This window comes from Micromonospora sp. NPDC048999, from assembly GCF_040649295.1.
Taxonomy (GTDB): domain Bacteria; phylum Actinomycetota; class Actinomycetes; order Mycobacteriales; family Micromonosporaceae; genus Micromonospora.
Genome location: NZ_JBEZFI010000003.1, coordinates 26,104 through 41,440, shown reverse-complemented (window position 1 = coordinate 41,440; position 15,337 = coordinate 26,104). Strand labels below are relative to the sequence as shown.

Below are 15,337 nucleotides of genomic sequence, written 5' to 3'. Positions count from 1 at the left end.
GGTCGTCCCACCCGTGAGGACACGCCCAATCAACCGCAGGGCCGGGGCCCGCTCGTAGAGTGTCCGGGTGCCCGACCTCCGCAACGACCTGCCGGCGTACGCCGACCTGCATGCCGACGCCACCGCGGTGCTGAGCCGCTGGACGCCGACCAGCCCGGCCGCCGCAGCGGCCCGCGACCGGACCCTGGAACTGCTGGCCGCCGGGCCGGTGGCGATGAGCCGCGGCCATCGGGCCGGGCACGTCACCGCGAGCGCGCTGGTGCTCGACGCGACCGGCGAGCGGATCCTGCTCTGCCTGCACGGCAAATTCCGCAAGTGGGTGCAGCTCGGCGGGCACTGCGAGCCCGGCGACCGGACCCTGGCCGCCGCCGCGCTGCGGGAGGTCGCCGAGGAGTCCGGCATCGCCGGGATGGTGGTCGACCCGGAGCCGATCGACGTGGACATCCACCCGGTCACCTGCCAGGGCGGCTCGCTGCACTACGACGTACGGTTCGCCGTGCTCGCCCCGGTTGGGGCGACCGAGCGGGTCAGCGACGAGTCCGAGGCGCTGGGCTGGTTCCCGCCGGACCGGCTGCCCGAGCCGCTGGCCCACGCCACCGTGCAGCTGATCGCGCCGGCCCTCGCCGCCCTGGCCCGCCGCGCCGGCCGCTGAGCGGGGCGTGGCAGGCCAGTCCGGTGTCGGCCGCCGCGCCCGGTCAGATCAGGCTCTCCTCGCCGCGTTCCTTGAGCTCGTCGACCAGCTTCTTGACGTCCTGGGCCCGGTCACGCGGGCAGACCAGCAGCGCGTCCGGGGTGTCCACCACGATCAGGTCGCGTAGGCCGAGGACCGCCACCAGGCGCCCTGAATGCGACACCACCACCAGGCCGTCGCTGTCCCGCAGCAGCACACCAGGCTTGGCGTCCGCGCCCAGCACCACGTTGCCGGCCTCGTCGGCGGGGAGCACCTCGCCGAGGGTGTGGAAATCGCCGACGTCGTTCCAGCCGAAGTCGCCCGGCACGGTCCCCACCCGGCCGGCGGTCGCCGCACCCTCCATCACCGCGTAGTCCACGGAGATCTTCGGCAGGGTCGGCCAGACGGTGCCGAGGACGTCGTCCTGCTCCGGGGTGCCCCAGGCCGCCGCGATCGCGGTGATCGCCGCGTGCAGGGCCGGCTGCTGCCGGGCCAGTTCGGCCAGGAAGACGTCCACCCGCCAGACGAACATGCTGGCGTTCCAGAGGTGTCGCCCGGAGTGGAGGTAGCGTTCGGCCACCTCGGCGGCCGGCTTCTCCTTGAACTCCGCCACCGGGCGCAGCGGGCCGTCGCCGACCGGCTCGCCGGTCTCCAGATAGCCGTAGCCGGTCTCCGGCCGGGTCGGGGTGATGCCCACCGTCATCAGCAGGCCCTGCTCCGCGCCGCTGATCGCCTGGCGTACGGTCTCGGCCCAGCGCGCCGGGTCACCGATCAGGTGGTCGGCGGCGAACGAGCCCATCACCGCCGTCGGTTCGCGTTCCGCGATCACCGCCGCGGCCAGCGCGATCGCCGCGCACGAGTCGCGCGGCGACGGCTCGACCAGGATGTTCTCCTCGGGCAGGCCAGCCAGTTGCCGGGCCACCGCCGCGACGTGCGCGGCACCGGTGACCACCAGCGTGCGCTCGGGCGTGGTCAGCGGCGCCAACCGGTCCACCGTCGCCTGCAGCAGCGACGCCGGGGTGCCGGTCAACGGGTGGAGGAACTTGGGATGGCCGGCCCGCGACAGTGGCCACAACCGTGTGCCACTGCCACCCGCCGGAATGACCGCGTAGAACATCAGCACATCATGCCCGAACCGCCGCACCCCGGACCGGCGGTCGACGGTACCCGCTGGGGCCGGCTCAGGAACGGGCCCGGCCCCACGCGGCGATGTGGACCTCCGCGCTGGACTCCCAGGTGAACTCCTTGGCCCGGTCGAAGCCGGCCTTGGCCAGCAAGAGGCGGCGCTGCTCGTCGTCCAGCAGGGCGGAGAGGTCGGTGGCGATCTGGTCCGGGTCCTCACTGGTGTACGCCACCGCGTCGCCGCCCACCTCGGGCAGCGACAGCCGCGGCGTGGTCAGCACCGGCGCCGCGCAGGCCATCGCCTCCAGGATCGGCAGGCCGAACCCCTCGCCGTACGACGGGTAGGCGGCGACCAGCGCGCCGCCGAGGAAGCCGGGCAGGTCGGCGTAGCGCAGGTAACCCGGACGGAGCAGCCGCAGGTGCGACGGGACCTCGCCCACCGCGCGGTCGATGTCGTCGTCGTGCCCCTGGCCGCCGGCGATGACCAGCGCCGGGGGGTTCTCCCGGCCGGCCGTCGCCCGGGCCCAGCCGCGGATCAGGTTGGGTACGTTCTTGCGCGGCTCCTTGGCCCCGAGGAACGCGATGTAGCTGCTGCCGCCCAGCCCCAGGCGGGCCCGGACGCGGGCCTTCTCCTCCTGGCTCGGGGCGTGGAAGGCGGCCTGGTCGACCCCGTGGTATGCCACGTCGATCCGGGTCGGGTCGGCGTCCAGCAGGCGGATCAGCTCGTCCCGGGTGGCCTTGCTGGGCACGATCACCCGGTCGGCCCGACGCAGCGACGTCTTGATCGCGCTGCGGAAGAACGTCCGGCGTGATTTGTCGTAATGCTCCGGCTCGGTGAAGAACGTCGCGTCGTGCACGGTGACCGTCACCGGGCAGCCGGCCCGCAGCGGGCAGGTGTAGAAGGGCGAGTGCAGCACCTCCGCGCCCACCTGCTGAGCCAGCAGCGGCAGGCCGGTCTGCTCCCAGGCGAGCCGGGCCGGGCGGTGCGCGACCGCCGCCGGGGCGGGGATCACCTCGGCCCCGGGCAGCATCCGGGTGTAGCGCTCCAGATCGGTGCGGAGGCTCACCACGACCAGGTCCACGCCGGAGCCACAGACCTGGCCGAGGGCGCCGAGCAGGCCATCGACGTATCTACCGACGCCGCCGCGATCGGCGGGGACACTCGTGGCGTCGATGAGCACACGGGGTGGGCGGCCGGCGGTCACAGGGCGACTCCTCGGGCAGGCGGGTCTGTGGGCCATGACACTGTCGGCAAGCCTACGCCGGGCGCGGGTCCTGACGCTGACTGCGACCCGACCGTACGTCGACTTCGCGTTGTCATCGAATACGGATTCGGACGCGTATCGTTCGCGCCGATGGCCGACAACATTGCCCGGGTCTTCGCCGACGCGATCGCGACCGACCCCACCCGCCCCCTGCTGACCTGGTACGACGACGCCACCGGCGAGCGCACCGAACTGTCCGGCGCGACGCTGGCCAACTGGGTGGCCAAGACGGCCAACCTGCTCGTCGACGAGGCCGCCCTCGGCCCCGACGACACGGCCGGCGTGTTGCTGCCACCGCACTGGCAGAGCGCCGCGGTGCTGCTCGGCTGCTGGTCGGCGAAGCTGACCGTGGTCGACGCGCCGGGCGCGGTGGACGTGCTCTTCGCCGCCGCCGACCGGATCGACGCGGCGGCCGCCTGGTCGGCCGGCGAGCGCTACGCCCTCGCGCTCGACCCGTTCGCCCTGCCGATGCGGCAGGTGCCGCCGGGCTTCGCCGACTTCGTGTCGGCGGTACGCGGCCACGGCGACCACTTCACGCCGTACCCGCAGGGCGGTGAGGCGGACGCGGCGCTGCTGGCCCGCGCGGAGGCCCGCGCCACGGAGCTCTGCCTCACCCCCGGCGACCGCCTGCTGGTCGACACCGGACAGCACCCCGACCCGGTCGACTGGCTCCTGGCCCCCCTCACCGCCCGCGCCAGCCTCGTCCTCTGCGCCAACCTGGACCCGTCCCGCCTCGACGCCCGCACCGCCGCCGAGAAGACCACCCGCGTCCTGGCCTAGCCGACCGGGGGCGGGTCAGGCGGAGGTGGGGTGGTCGGTGGGGGTACGGCGCTGGGCGAAGGCGGCGAATGCGGTCAGGGACTCCGGGTTGACCAGGGCGCCCTTGGCGGCGGCGCGGTCGACCGGAGTGCCGGTGAGGATCTTCTTGACCGGAACCTCGAGCTTCTTCGCGCTCAGGGTGCGGGGGACCGCGCGGACCTGATGGATCTCGTCGGGGACGTGCCGGGGCGACAGGGCCGTGCGCAGCTCGCGGCAGATCTTCTTCCGCAGCTCGTCGTCCAGCTCCAGCCCCTCGGCGAGCACCACGAAGAGCAGCAGCTCACCGGCTCCGCCCTGGTCGTCCTCCAGATGCACCACCACCGAGTCGACCACCTCGTCCATCCCCTCGACGACCGAGTAGAACTCGGCGGTGCCGAGGCGTACGCCGCCCCGGTTCAGGGTGGCGTCGGACCGGCCGGTGATCACGCAGCCGCCCCGCTCGTTGATGGTGATCCAGTCCCCGTGCCGCCACACCCCGGGATAGACCTCGAAGTACGCCTCGCGGTAGCGCGAACCGTCCGAGTCGTTCCAGAAGCCCACCGGCATGCTCGGCATCGGCTCGGTGATCACCAGCTCACCGAGCTGCCCGATCACCGGGGTGCCGTCGGCGGAGCGGGCCTCCACCTTCGCGCCGAGCGCCCGGCAGGTGATCTCACCGATGTGCACCGGCAGCAGCGGCACACCGCCGACGAAGCCGGTGCAGACGTCCGTGCCGCCGGAGAGCGACTGGAGCTGCACGGTGTCGCCGACGGTCTCGTACACCCAGGTGAAGCCCTCGGCCGGCAGCGGCGCGCCGGTCGAGCCGAGCCCGCGCAGCGCGGACAGATCGGCGATGTCCTTCGGGATGAGACCCGCCTTGCGGCAGGCCAGCAGGAACGGGGCTGAGGTGCCGAAGTAGGTGGTGCCGGTCTCCTCCGCCAGCCGCCAGAGCGCGCCCAGGTCCGGGTGGCCCGGGTTGCCGTCGAACAGCACGATCGCGGCGCCCACCGCCGGCCCGGAGACCAGGAAGTTCCACATCATCCAGCCGGTGGTGGTGAACCAGAAGAACCGGTCCGCCGGGCCCAGGTCGTGGTGCAGGGCCAGCATCTTGAGATGCTCCAGCAGGATGCCGCCGTGGCCGTGCACGATCGGCTTGGGCAGGCCGGTGGTGCCGGAGGAATAGAGCACGTAGAGCGGGTGGTCGAACGGCACCGGGGTGAAGGTCAACGGCTCGTCGGTCGCCGCCGCCAACTCGGCCCAGGCGATCGCGCCCGTTGGCGCGGCGCCGGCCGGATCGAGGTACGCGATGCTGACGGTGTGCTCCACCGACGGCAGCGCGGCCCGGATGGCGGCCACCTCGGCCCGACGGTCCACCGGCTTGTCGCCGTACCGGTAGCCGTCCACGGCCACCAGGATCTTGGGCTCGATCTGCTGCCACCGATCGGTGACGCTGCGGGTGCCGAACTCGGGGGCGCAGGAGGAGAAGATCGCACCCAGGCTGGCGGTGGCGAGCAGCAGCACAAACGTCTCGGGGATGTTCGGCGCGTACGCCGCCACCCGGTCGCCGGGGCCGACGCCGAGCCGCCGCAGCCCGGCCGCCACCCGGCGGACCTGCTCGCGCAACTCGGCCGCGGTGAGCGTCTCCGGCGCGCGGGTCTGCCCGTGCGCGATCACCACCGGGTCGTCGTCGGCCAGGCCGGGCATCCGCAGCACGTTCTGGGCGTAGTTGAGCGTCGCGCCGGGGAACCAGCGGGCACCCGGCATCGCCCGGTCGGTGAGCGTTGCGGTCGGCGGGGTGTGCGTGACCACCTCGAAGTAGTCCCAGATCGAGCGCCAGAACCCCTCGATGTGGGTCACCGACCAGCGCCACAACGCGTCGTAGTCGGCGAACTCCAGCCCCCGGTGCTCGGCCAGCCAGCGCAGGTAGTCGCCGATCCGGGACCGCTCGCGCACGTCGGCCGGCGGCGCCCACAGCACGTCACCCACTGCTCCACCCTCCCTCAGGCCCCGGTCACGACACTGTGCATGGGCCGTGGCGCCATCTTGCCCTACCTCGCGAGGCCATTGTCCGCACCGGGTACCGCCGCCGGGGCGTGCCCCGCCCACACCCCGCACCGCCCCCCTGTGTGGCCGGCGTCCTCAGGCGCCGCGGTGGGCCTGGATGGCGCGGCGGCGGGCCAGCCGGTGGGCCCGGCGGATCTCCGCCTCCCGGCAGCGGCGCTCGTCCTCCAGGGTCTCCGGCAGCACCGGCCGGACCGGACGCGGCGCGCCGCCGACGTCCACACCCACGAAGACCAGGTACGCCGTGGCGACCCCGACCGGCTCGTCCTCGGCCGAATCCCAGCGCTCGGCGACCACCTTCACACCCACCTCCATCGAGGTGTGCCCGGTCCAGTTGACCTGGGCGTGCGCGTGCACCAGATCCCCCACCCGGACCGGCTCGGAAAAGACGATCTCATCGATCGAGGCGGTGACCGCGGTGCCGCCGCTGTGCCGGGCCGCCGCCGCCCCGGCAACGTCGTCGACGAATTTCATCAGTACCCCACCGTGCACGGTCCCGTACAGATTGACATCGACGGCAGTCATGATCCGGCTCAACGTGACCCGTGAGTACGAGGTCGGCTTGCCCGCCGGCTTGGCGGAGGGGTGATCTGTCATGCCAGAAACGGTACGGTGCGCGGATGCGACATCTCTGGAGCTTCCTCGCCGGGTTGGTGGTGGCGCCCGTCACCTGGGTGCTCGTCACCCTCGGTCAGGACGGGTCTGGAAGTACCGTGCACCGCTGGGTGAACAACGGTACGTACAGCACGCCCAACCTGATCGAGCCGGCCGTCTACCTCGGCGTCGCCGGCATCCTGCTCGGCCTGCTCGGCACACTGCGCCTGTCGCCGCTCGGCTCGCTCGTGGCCGGGCTGCTGCTGGTCGTGCCCTACGTCGGCCTGTTCGTCGCGCCATTCACCGTCCGTGACCAGATTCCCGAGGGCTGGAAAATGCTCGGGAGTTCGCTGCCGCTGCGCCAACCGGTGGAGAACGGCACCCTGTTCCTGATCGGCGTGCTGCTGCTGATGGCCGTGTTCAGCCGGCAGCGGTGGCGGCGGTGGCCCGGAAAGCCGGCGGCCGTGGCGATGCCGAGCCCGACCGACGCGCCGATCGAGAACCCCCACTCGCTCGGCGACTGGCCGCCGGCCGACCCGAACGACACGGACACCGCGCCGCTCACGCTGGGCTATCCCGACCTCACCCCCACCGAACCCCTGCCCCGTCGGATCGGCGGCGAATCGCCGTGGTCCGCGCCCCCGCGTACGGCGTCCCGACCGGAGGGCAGCGCCGAGCCCCGTTGACGACCGCGGGCGGGCCGGAACCCCGGCCCGCCCGCCCGATCGTCCCGGCCTGGTCAGCCCTTGAGGAGTTGGCGCGCCATGACGATGCGCTGCACCTGGTTGGTGCCCTCGTAGATCTGGGTGATCTTGGCGTCCCGCATCATCCGCTCGACGGGGTAGTCACGGGTGTAGCCGTACCCGCCGAGCAACTGCACGGCGTCGGTGGTGATCTCCATGGCGGCGTCGGAGGCGAAACACTTCGCGGCGGCGCCGAAGTAGGTCAGGTCCGCGTCGCCCCGCTCGGACTTCGCGGCGGCGGCGTACGTGAGCTGGCGGGCCGCCTCCAGCTTCATGCCCATGTCGGCGAGCATGAACTGGACGCCCTGGAAGTCGGCGACCGGCTTGCCGAACTGCTTGCGCTCCTGGACGTACCCCTTGGCGTAGTCCAGCGCGCCCTGAGCGATGCCGAGCGCCTGGGCGGCGATGGTGACCCGGGTGTGGTCCAGGGTGCGCATCGCGGTGGCGAAGCCGGTGCCCTCGGCGCCGATCATGCGGTCCGCCGGGATCCGGACGTTGTCGAAGTAGACCTCGCGGGTGGGCGAGCCCTTGATGCCGAGCTTCTTCTCCGGCGCGCCGAAACTGACCCCGGCGTCGGACTTCTCCACCACGAACGCCGAGATGCCCTTCGACCGGGCTGTGGGATCGGTCACAGCGAATACCGTGTAGTACTCGGAGACACCCGCGTTGGTGATCCACCGCTTGACGCCGTTGAGCACCCAGTGGTCGCCGTCCCGCACCGCCTTGGTGGTCATCGAGACGGCGTCGCTGCCCGCCTCCGGCTCGGAGAGGCAGTAGGAGAACATCGCCTCACCGGTGGCGACCGGGGTCAGATACTTCCGCTTCAGCTCCTCGGAACCGGCCAGGAGCAGCGGCATCGTGCCCAGCTTGTTCACCGCCGGGATCAGCGACGAGGCGGCGCAGGCGCGCGCCACCTCCTCGATCACGATGGCCGTGGCCAGCGCGTCCGCGCCGGCGCCGCCGTACTCGACGGGGATGTGCGGGGCGTGGAAGTCGGCCGAGCGCAGCGCATCGTACGACGTCTTGGGGAACTCACCCGTCTCATCCGCCTCAGCGGCATGCGGCGCCACCTTCGCCGCACAGACCTCACGAACCGCTTCCCGGATCGCGTCGTGCTCCTCCGGCAATCGGTAGACGTCGAACGATTGCTCCGCGGCCATGTCGGACCCTCCCCTTCACCGCTAAAATGCGCAGTCCGAGCGCTTCAGCACCGTCGGCCGCACAGGCAGAAGGATAGCGACCGAGGATCTGGGGCACCTTACCGGCGCGTAGGCTCGTTCCTGGGCGTCGAAGCCGCACGCGGCCACAGAACCACAGCGAGGTCCCCCACCGGTGCCCGGCCAGGCGCCGCAGCAGAATGCGACGCAAGGAAGCGCCGCCAGTGCGAGCGGAGATGAAGGCGTGACGATCCCGTACCCGAACACCCAGCCGATGCCGGCCATCGCCGCGGTGACCCCGCCCTCGGGCGCGGCCCGGCCCCGGGTGACCTTCCTCGGCACCGGCTACCTCGGTGCGACGTACGCCATCTGCTACGCCGAGCTGGGCTACGAGGTGCTCGGCTTCGACGTCGACGCGGACAAGATCGCCAAGCTGAACGCGGGCGAGGTCCCGATCCACGAGCCCGGCCTGGACGAGCTGCTCCGGCGCAACCTGGCCGCCGGCCGGCTGCGGTTCAGCACCGACATCCAGGAGACCGCCGACTTCGGCGACGTGCACTTCATCTGCGTCGGCACCCCGCAGCGGGCCGACGGCCTGGGCGCCGACCTGTCGTACGTCGAGGCGTCGGTGACCAACCTCGCCCAGCACCTGACCCGCAAGGCGCTGATCGTCGGCAAGTCCACCGTTCCGGTGGGCACCGCCGACTGGGTGGAGCAGCTGGTCTGCAAGCACACCCCGGCCGACTTGGGCATCGAGGTGGCGTGGAGCCCCGAGTTCCTCCAGGAGGGCTTCGCCGTCGACGACGTGCTGCGCCCCAACCGGATCGTCGTCGGCGTCAAGAGCGAGTGGGCCAACGGCATGCTCTACGCCGCCCACAAGGGCGTCTTCGACCTGGCCGCCACCGAGGACCGCGAGGTGCCGCTGGTGGTCACCGACTTCGCCACCGCGGAGCTGGTCAAGGTGGCGGCGAACGCCTTCCTGGCCACCAAGATCTCCTTCATCAACGCGATGGCCGAGGTCTGCGAGGCCGCTGGCGGCGACGTCACGCAGCTGGCCCGCTCCATCGGCTACGACCCCCGGATCGGCAACCGCTTCCTCCAGGCCGGCCTCGGCTTCGGCGGCGCCTGCCTACCCAAGGACATCCGAGCGTTCCAGGCCCGGGCCCAGGAGCTCGGCGCCGGCGAGGCGCTGCGCTTCCTGCACGAGGTCGACCTGATCAACATGCGTCGGCGTACCCGGGTGCTGCAGGTCGCCGCCGACCTGCTCGGCCGCCGGTCGGGTCCGGCCGGGCCGGACCTCTCCGGCACCCGGGTCGCCGTGCTCGGCGCCACCTTCAAGCCCAACACCGACGACGTACGGGACGCCCCGGCGCTCGCGGTCGCCGCGCTGCTCGGCAAGGCCGGCGCCGACGTGCACGTGTTCGACCCGCAGGGCATGGAGAACGCACGCCGCGCGGTGCCCGAGCTGACGTACGCGGCGAACATGAACGACGCGGTCCGCGACGCCGACCTGGTCTGCGTCCTCACCGAGTGGGCCGAGTTCCGCAACGCCGACCCGGTCGCTCTCGGCGAACTGGTCAACGGCCGCAAGGTGGTCGACGGCCGCAACTGCCTGGACTCCACTCTGTGGACGCAGGCGGGTTGGGAGTATCGAGGCATGGGCCGCCCCTGACGCCTCGCCGACAACGGTCGAAATCCGCGCCCGGTCAAGGCATGCTGCGACAGTGGGGATCCACAGTGCAGGCCGGCCGGGCGGAGGAGTGTCGTGCAGGCGTTCAGATGTGCCTCGTGCGGGCGAGAGATCAAACCGGCCGCCGTCTGCCCACACTGCGGTGCCGGCCAGCCACAGTGGGCCGACCACCTCACGGAGATCGAGCGCTCGATCGCGGAGATGAAGGCCCGCGAGGCGGAGATCGCCCGCGAACAGCGGCAGATCGCCGCCAAGATGCAGGCCGCGCTCTTCCAGCGGGACATCCTCGCGCACGCAGGTGAGAAACAACAGGAGCAGGCCACCCGGCCACGTCGGGTGCTGCGCCGCCCGAGCCGCCGCCCGCCGACGGCCGGCGCGTGGTCGCGGGTGCCCCGTCAGGGCCCCCCGCCGCCCGCCCGCGGCGACCTGCCGCCCCGGCCCCGGCCGCCGCTGCTCGACGTGGACGCCCCGGAGCACCCGCCGGAGGCGTCCTCCCGAGAGGTGCAGAACATCCCGCTCGGGCTCGGCGCACTGCTGCTCGGCGTCGCCGCCGTGGTCTTCGCCGCGGTCGCCACCAGCTCGATGGACGCGCTGGCCCGGCTCGGTGTGCTGCTGGTGGCGACGGTGCTGATGCTGCTCGCCCCGCCGGTGCTGGCCCGTCGGGGGCTCACCTCGACCGCCGAGACGATCGCCGCGGTGGGCCTGCTGCTGGTGCCGCTGGCCGGGTACGCGCTCTGGGCCGTGGACCGGATCGGCGGGGCCTCCGGCTCGGCCTTCGCCGGGTCCATCTTCCTGGTCACCACCGTCGTCGCGTTCGGGTACGCGCACTGGACCGGGCTGCGGGCCCCGCGCTTCGCCACCGTACTGGCCGCCCAACCGGTGCTGCCGCTGCTGGCGTACGAGCGGATCACCGGGCCGGCGGGCTGGGCGCTGGTGGCGGCCGTGGTGGCCGGCATCGACCTCGCCCTGGCCCGCTCGGCGGTGGTCGTCGAACGGCCGGTCCGGCGGGACCTGCCCAGCCCGCCGCCAACCCCCGCTCCACCCCGCCAGCGCAGCACGGACGAACGCCCCGAGACAGACCCCGAGGAGTCCCCCGAGGTGCTCGGCGCGGCACCGGCCGGAGCCGCACCGGGCAGCCCGCCGGGTCGCCCGGTGCCCTTGCTGCCCGAGCTGACCTGGATGCTGCACGGCGCGGCGGTCGCCGTCGCCCTGGCGTACGCGGTCACCGCGCTGCTGCGCGCCGCGACGGTCCCGGTCACCGCCGGCGCGGGCGCGGTGCTGCTGCTCGCCGCGCTGGTCGGGCTGGCCGGGGCCCTGACGCTGCGCCGGCCGCCGCTGCCGGACGTGGCCGCCGGCATCGTCACCCTCGCGGTGATCGGCGCCCTGGGCCGGGTCGCCTCGGTGGGCTTTCCCGGCCGGTCGCTGCTGCTCATCGCCGCGGTCATCGCGCTGACCGGGTTCGCCGTCCGAGGCGTACCCGAGGCGGCCCGGCGCGGGCCGCAGCTCGCCTCGGCCGTGGCGCTGACCGTCAGCGGTCTGGTGGTGGCCGGCGGCGCGCTGCGGGCCGGGCTGGCGCCGGTCCGCGCGGCGCTGCCCGCCTGGTCGGCGGACCTGGACCGGTGGCACGCCACGTTGGCCGCGTCGGTCGGGCCAACCGGCTGGCAGCTCGCGGCGAGCGCGCTGCTGCTCACGATCGCCGCAGCGGTCGCCCTGCCGCCGGAGATCCGACGCGACTTCGCGGTGGTCGGAGCGGCGCTGACCGCGCTCGCCGTGCCGGCCTCCCTCGGTCTGGGCTGGACGACCGCCTGCTGGCCGATGCTGCTGACCGCGGTGGGAATCGGCGTGCTCGGGCTCACCGCGGACACCGGACGCTCCGCAGTGCTCCACGCCGTCACCGCCGCCGGGCTGGGCGTGCTCGGCGTCGGCGCCTCGCTCGCCCGGCCGGCGCTCACCGCCGCCGCGCTGACCACCATCTTCCTGGCCGGCACGCTGGTGTCGCTGGCGCCCCGGTTCCGGATCGCCGCCGCGTCGGTGGACACGGTCTGCGGCTGGGCGGCCGGCGGCGCGGCGTTCGCGTTCCCCGGAGCGGTGGCCGCGTTCGTCGCCGCGACCGTGCCGGCCCGCCCGACCCTCACCCCGGCGAGCCTGCGTGAGGTCACCGTCCCGATCCTCGCGGCGAGCCTCCTCGGCCTCTGCGTCACCCTCGGCTACGCCGCCCTCGTCCAGGTCGCCCAGCGACACCTCAGCGCGCCGCACGCGATCGGCACCGTGCTCGGCGCCGCGGCCGTCGCCGCGGCCGGGTTCGGCGCGCCCGGGGCCACCGCCGCCGACGCCTGGGTGAGTGGGCTGCTGCTGCTCGCCGCCACGCTGCTCGCGCTCGCCCCACGGATCGACGCGGGCCGCCGCTCCGACCTGTCGCTGGACGGGTCGGATCTCGCACTCGCCGTCACCACGGCGGGACTGGTCGCCACCCTGGTCCGGATCGCCGCCGTCCTCGCGCCCGGCGGTCAGCTCGTGGTCGGGGCCGGGCTGGTACTGGTGGTCGCCGTCGCCGCCCGGGCGCTGCCCGAGGAGTGGCGGCGCGGACCGATCGTCGGCCTCGCGATCGGCGGCATGCTGGTCGGCCTGGTCGCCGGCTGGAGCGCGCTGCGCGGCGGCATCGGCGTCCTGGCCACCCCCGGTCCGATCTGGGCCGGCGACCTGAGCAGTTGGCCGGCCGCGCCCACCGGCGGCTCGGCCTGGCAGGCGCCCGTCGCGCTGGCGCTGCTCGCGCTGGCCGCCGGCGTCCTGCTGCCACCGCCGTGGAAGTACGACGTCGCCGGGGCGGCCGCAGTGCTCGCCACCATCGGCGCCCCGGCCGCTTTCGACCTGCCCTGGTGGTCGCCGGTGCTGGTGGGCGCCACGGTCGCCACGGTCTTCGGGATGGCGGCGTCCGCCGCGGTGGACCCCCGCGCCGCCCTGTCCCGGGCCACCGTGGCCGGGGTGGTGGCCCTGCACGCCACCGGCGCCGGGCTGGTCCGCCCGTGGACCACCGCGCTGGCGCTGACCAGCGTCGCCCTGATCGGGGTGGTGGTGGCCGCCCTGGCCCGGACGCTCGCGCCGACGCTCGTCGAAGACATCCGCACCGAGGGAATGCCGCCCCACCTGGTGCAGGTGGGCGGCGCGGCAGTGGCCGCCGCCCTGCTCGCCCTCCCCGGCGCGGTCGCCGCGCTGGCCGTCGAGTTCGGCCGCGCACCGCAGGTGGTGCTGACCGCCGCGCTGGCCGCGTCCAGCATCGGCCTCGCCGCGGTGGCGGCGGTCCGCCGGCAGGTGCCGCAATACCTTCCGTACGCGAGCGTGGCCGTGGTGGGCGGCGCGACCGCCGGCGCGGTAGCCGCGGCGATCGCCCACCTGCCCTCGGGCGTGTTTGCCGCCGCGGCCGCGCTGCTCGGCGTACTCGCGGAGCTGGTCCGGGCCGCCACCGCCCCGCCGGTCGAGTCGGCCCGGCCGGTACGCCGCTGGACGGTCCTGCTCGACGGCGCGCTGCGCCGGCCGTCGGACGACGACGCCGAGCTGCGCTGGCGGGTCAGTCCCGCCGCCGGCGCGCTCGCGGCGGCGGCGCTGCCGACCGCGCTGGCCCTGATCAGCCTGGCCCCACCGCTGCTGGTGGCGCTGGTCGAGCCGTTCCGGGTGCTGCCACGGATCTGGCACGGGGCACCGCCCGAACTGCTCACCCCACCCGCCGGGGCCGTCGATGCCACCCACGTACTGACCGCGCTGCTGCTCACCGCGACGGCCGCGCTCGCCGCCACCGGGTTCAGCGGCAACCGGCGTTCCCGGGCCGTCCCGGTGGTGCTGCCCGGCGCGGCGGTCACCCTGCTGATCACGCCGGTGGCCCTCGGGCAGGGCTGGCCGGCGAGCGCGCTGGCCGGCGCGGCGGTCTTCGCCCTCGCCATGCTGGGGCTGGCGCTGACCCTGCCCCCGCCGCTGGTCGAGCCGGCCCGTTCGCTGCGGGTCGCGCGGGTGCTGGTGTTCGCGATCGGGCTCGCCGCCGGGGGCGCCGGGCTGGCCGGCAGCCTCGCCAACCGGGAGCTGACCCTGTTCACCCTGGGTGGGGCGGTCGGCGTGGGCGTGGGCGCCGCGCTCTTCGGCACCACCCAGCGGGCCCGCATTCTCGGCTGGCTGTTCGCCTCGCTGATGGCCGAACTGTTCGTGCTCACCCTCGGGCTGGTCGCCGGGCTCGCCGCGGTCTGGTCGGCGTTCGGGGTGCTGGCTGTCGGGGCCGCGCTCCAGGTCTTCGCCGCTGGCCTCCCCCGACTGCGTCGCCCTGAGGCGTACCGGGAGGCGGCCACCGTGGAGTGGACCGGGTACGCCGCAGCGCTCATCGCGCTGGCCATGGCGTACGACTCGCCCCGGCACATCGCCGCGCTGCTGGCCGCCTGGGGCGCCGTGCTCGGGGTGGCGGCCGGCCGCCCGGGCCGCCGGCCGGTGGAGCGCCGGATCCTGTTCTGGTCGGTGGTGGGCTGCGAGATCAGCGCCTGGTGGATCCTGATGTGGGTGACCGACGTGGCGCTGCCCGAGGCATACACGCTGCCGTTCGCCGCGCTCGCCCTGTTGGTTGGATTGCTGGAGCTGCGGCACCGGCCGGACCAGTCCAGCTGGGTAGCGTACGGACCCGCGCTGGTCGCCGCGTTCCTGCCGACGCTGGCGATCGTGCTGGCCACCGACACCAACATGCTGCGTCAGGTGCTGCTACTGCTCGGCGCCGTGACGGTGCTGATCTTCGGCTCGATGAGCCGACAGCAGGCACCGGTGATCGTCGGGGCCACGGTCACCGCGGTGGCCGCGGTACACGCGTTGATCAGCCTCGGTCCGTGGCTGATGCTGATCCCGGTCGGGATCATCCTGCTGGCGCTCGGTGCCAGCAACGAGCGCCGCCGCCGGGCCCAGGAGCGGTTGCAGACCGCCCTCCGCGGCATGAGATGAATCGGAGGGGCTGGCATCCACCGTCGTGGGCGGGCAGAGGGGTGACGGTTCGCGGGGAGGGGGGCGGTCACCCTCGGTGCTCAACTCTCGCTGTCGGGAGATGGGTCGGCGCTGCCTTTGCTCTGCAGCCATCGACGCAACAGTAACGGACCGTCACCTCCGCCGGATTCGTCTTCATGCGCCTCCGCCACGGATTACCAGCTCAGCGCGATGCTGCGTATATGGCTGCAGAGCAAAGGCACGAAGAGGTCCTGCCGGCAGAGCTGGACGCG

General features: G+C 73.7%; 10 protein-coding genes. 5 read left to right on the top strand and 5 right to left on the bottom strand.

Translation table 11 applies throughout. From position 1 onward, the window contains the following. Positions 1-67 precede the first annotated feature (67 nt). Positions 68-652, top strand: coding sequence for an NUDIX domain-containing protein (locus AB0C02_RS06655; protein ID WP_357541911.1), 585 nt, complete (start codon positions 68-70; stop codon positions 650-652). A 43-nt stretch (positions 653-695) separates the two neighbouring features. On the opposite strand, the gene AB0C02_RS06650 is transcribed toward AB0C02_RS06655, so the two are convergent. Both AB0C02_RS06650 and AB0C02_RS06645 read right to left on the bottom strand, forming a co-directional pair. After that, on the bottom strand, positions 696-1,787 hold the full coding sequence (locus AB0C02_RS06650) for a sugar phosphate nucleotidyltransferase (protein ID WP_357541909.1): 1,092 nt from the start codon (positions 1,785-1,787) through the stop codon (positions 696-698). 64 nt (positions 1,788-1,851) lie between these two features. Next, positions 1,852-2,997, bottom strand: a complete 1,146-nt coding sequence (locus tag AB0C02_RS06645; RefSeq protein ID WP_357541907.1) for a glycosyltransferase family 1 protein — start codon at positions 2,995-2,997, stop codon at positions 1,852-1,854. Between the two features lie 150 nt (positions 2,998-3,147). On the opposite strand from AB0C02_RS06645, the gene AB0C02_RS06640 reads away from it, so the two are divergent. Beyond that, the gene (locus tag AB0C02_RS06640; protein ID WP_357541905.1) at positions 3,148-3,837 is read left to right on the top strand and encodes a TIGR03089 family protein; all 690 of its coding nucleotides are present in this window, start codon (positions 3,148-3,150) and stop codon (positions 3,835-3,837) included. 15 nt (positions 3,838-3,852) lie between these two features. Here the strand turns inward: AB0C02_RS06640 and AB0C02_RS06635 are convergent, their stop codons facing one another. Then, a complete protein-coding gene (locus AB0C02_RS06635; protein ID WP_357541903.1) occupies positions 3,853-5,841 on the bottom strand; it encodes an acetoacetate--CoA ligase in 1,989 nt (662 codons plus the stop codon). Positions 5,842-5,994: 153 nt separating this feature from the next. After that, a complete protein-coding gene (locus tag AB0C02_RS06630; RefSeq protein ID WP_357541901.1) occupies positions 5,995-6,513 on the bottom strand; it encodes an acyl-CoA thioesterase in 519 nt (172 codons plus the stop codon). A gap of 23 nt (positions 6,514-6,536) precedes the next feature. On the opposite strand from AB0C02_RS06630, the gene AB0C02_RS06625 reads away from it, so the two are divergent. Beyond that, positions 6,537-7,196 carry a hypothetical protein gene (locus AB0C02_RS06625; protein ID WP_357541899.1) on the top strand — a complete coding sequence of 220 codons (660 nt, stop codon included), beginning with the start codon at positions 6,537-6,539 and terminating at the stop codon, positions 7,194-7,196. 53 nt (positions 7,197-7,249) lie between these two features. Here AB0C02_RS06625 and AB0C02_RS06620 read toward each other — a convergent pair whose 3' ends face one another. Beyond that, complete coding sequence (locus AB0C02_RS06620) at positions 7,250-8,413, bottom strand: acyl-CoA dehydrogenase family protein (RefSeq protein WP_357541897.1); 1,164 nt, start codon at positions 8,411-8,413, stop codon at positions 7,250-7,252. A 241-nt stretch (positions 8,414-8,654) separates the two neighbouring features. Here AB0C02_RS06620 and AB0C02_RS06615 point away from each other — a divergent pair, with 241 nt between their 5' ends. After that, the gene (locus tag AB0C02_RS06615; protein ID WP_357541895.1) at positions 8,655-10,082 is read left to right on the top strand and encodes a UDP-glucose/GDP-mannose dehydrogenase family protein; all 1,428 of its coding nucleotides are present in this window, start codon (positions 8,655-8,657) and stop codon (positions 10,080-10,082) included. Between the two features lie 93 nt (positions 10,083-10,175). After that, positions 10,176-15,065 carry a permease gene (locus tag AB0C02_RS06610; RefSeq protein ID WP_357541893.1) on the top strand — a complete coding sequence of 1,630 codons (4,890 nt, stop codon included), beginning with the start codon at positions 10,176-10,178 and terminating at the stop codon, positions 15,063-15,065. Positions 15,066-15,337: the final 272 nt, after the last annotated feature.

Excerpts from the sequence above, each read along its gene's own strand:
- AB0C02_RS06630 (WP_357541901.1), bottom strand. The coding sequence starts at position 6,513 with ATGACAGATCACCCCTCCGCCAAGCCGGCGGGCAAGCCGACCTCGTAC.
- AB0C02_RS06650 (WP_357541909.1), bottom strand. The coding sequence starts at position 1,787 with ATGTTCTACGCGGTCATTCCGGCGGGTGGCAGTGGCACACGGTTGTGG.
- AB0C02_RS06625 (WP_357541899.1), top strand. The coding sequence starts at position 6,537 with ATGCGACATCTCTGGAGCTTCCTCGCCGGGTTGGTGGTGGCGCCCGTC.
- AB0C02_RS06640 (WP_357541905.1), top strand. The coding sequence starts at position 3,148 with ATGGCCGACAACATTGCCCGGGTCTTCGCCGACGCGATCGCGACCGAC.
- AB0C02_RS06620 (WP_357541897.1), bottom strand. The coding sequence starts at position 8,413 with ATGGCCGCGGAGCAATCGTTCGACGTCTACCGATTGCCGGAGGAGCAC.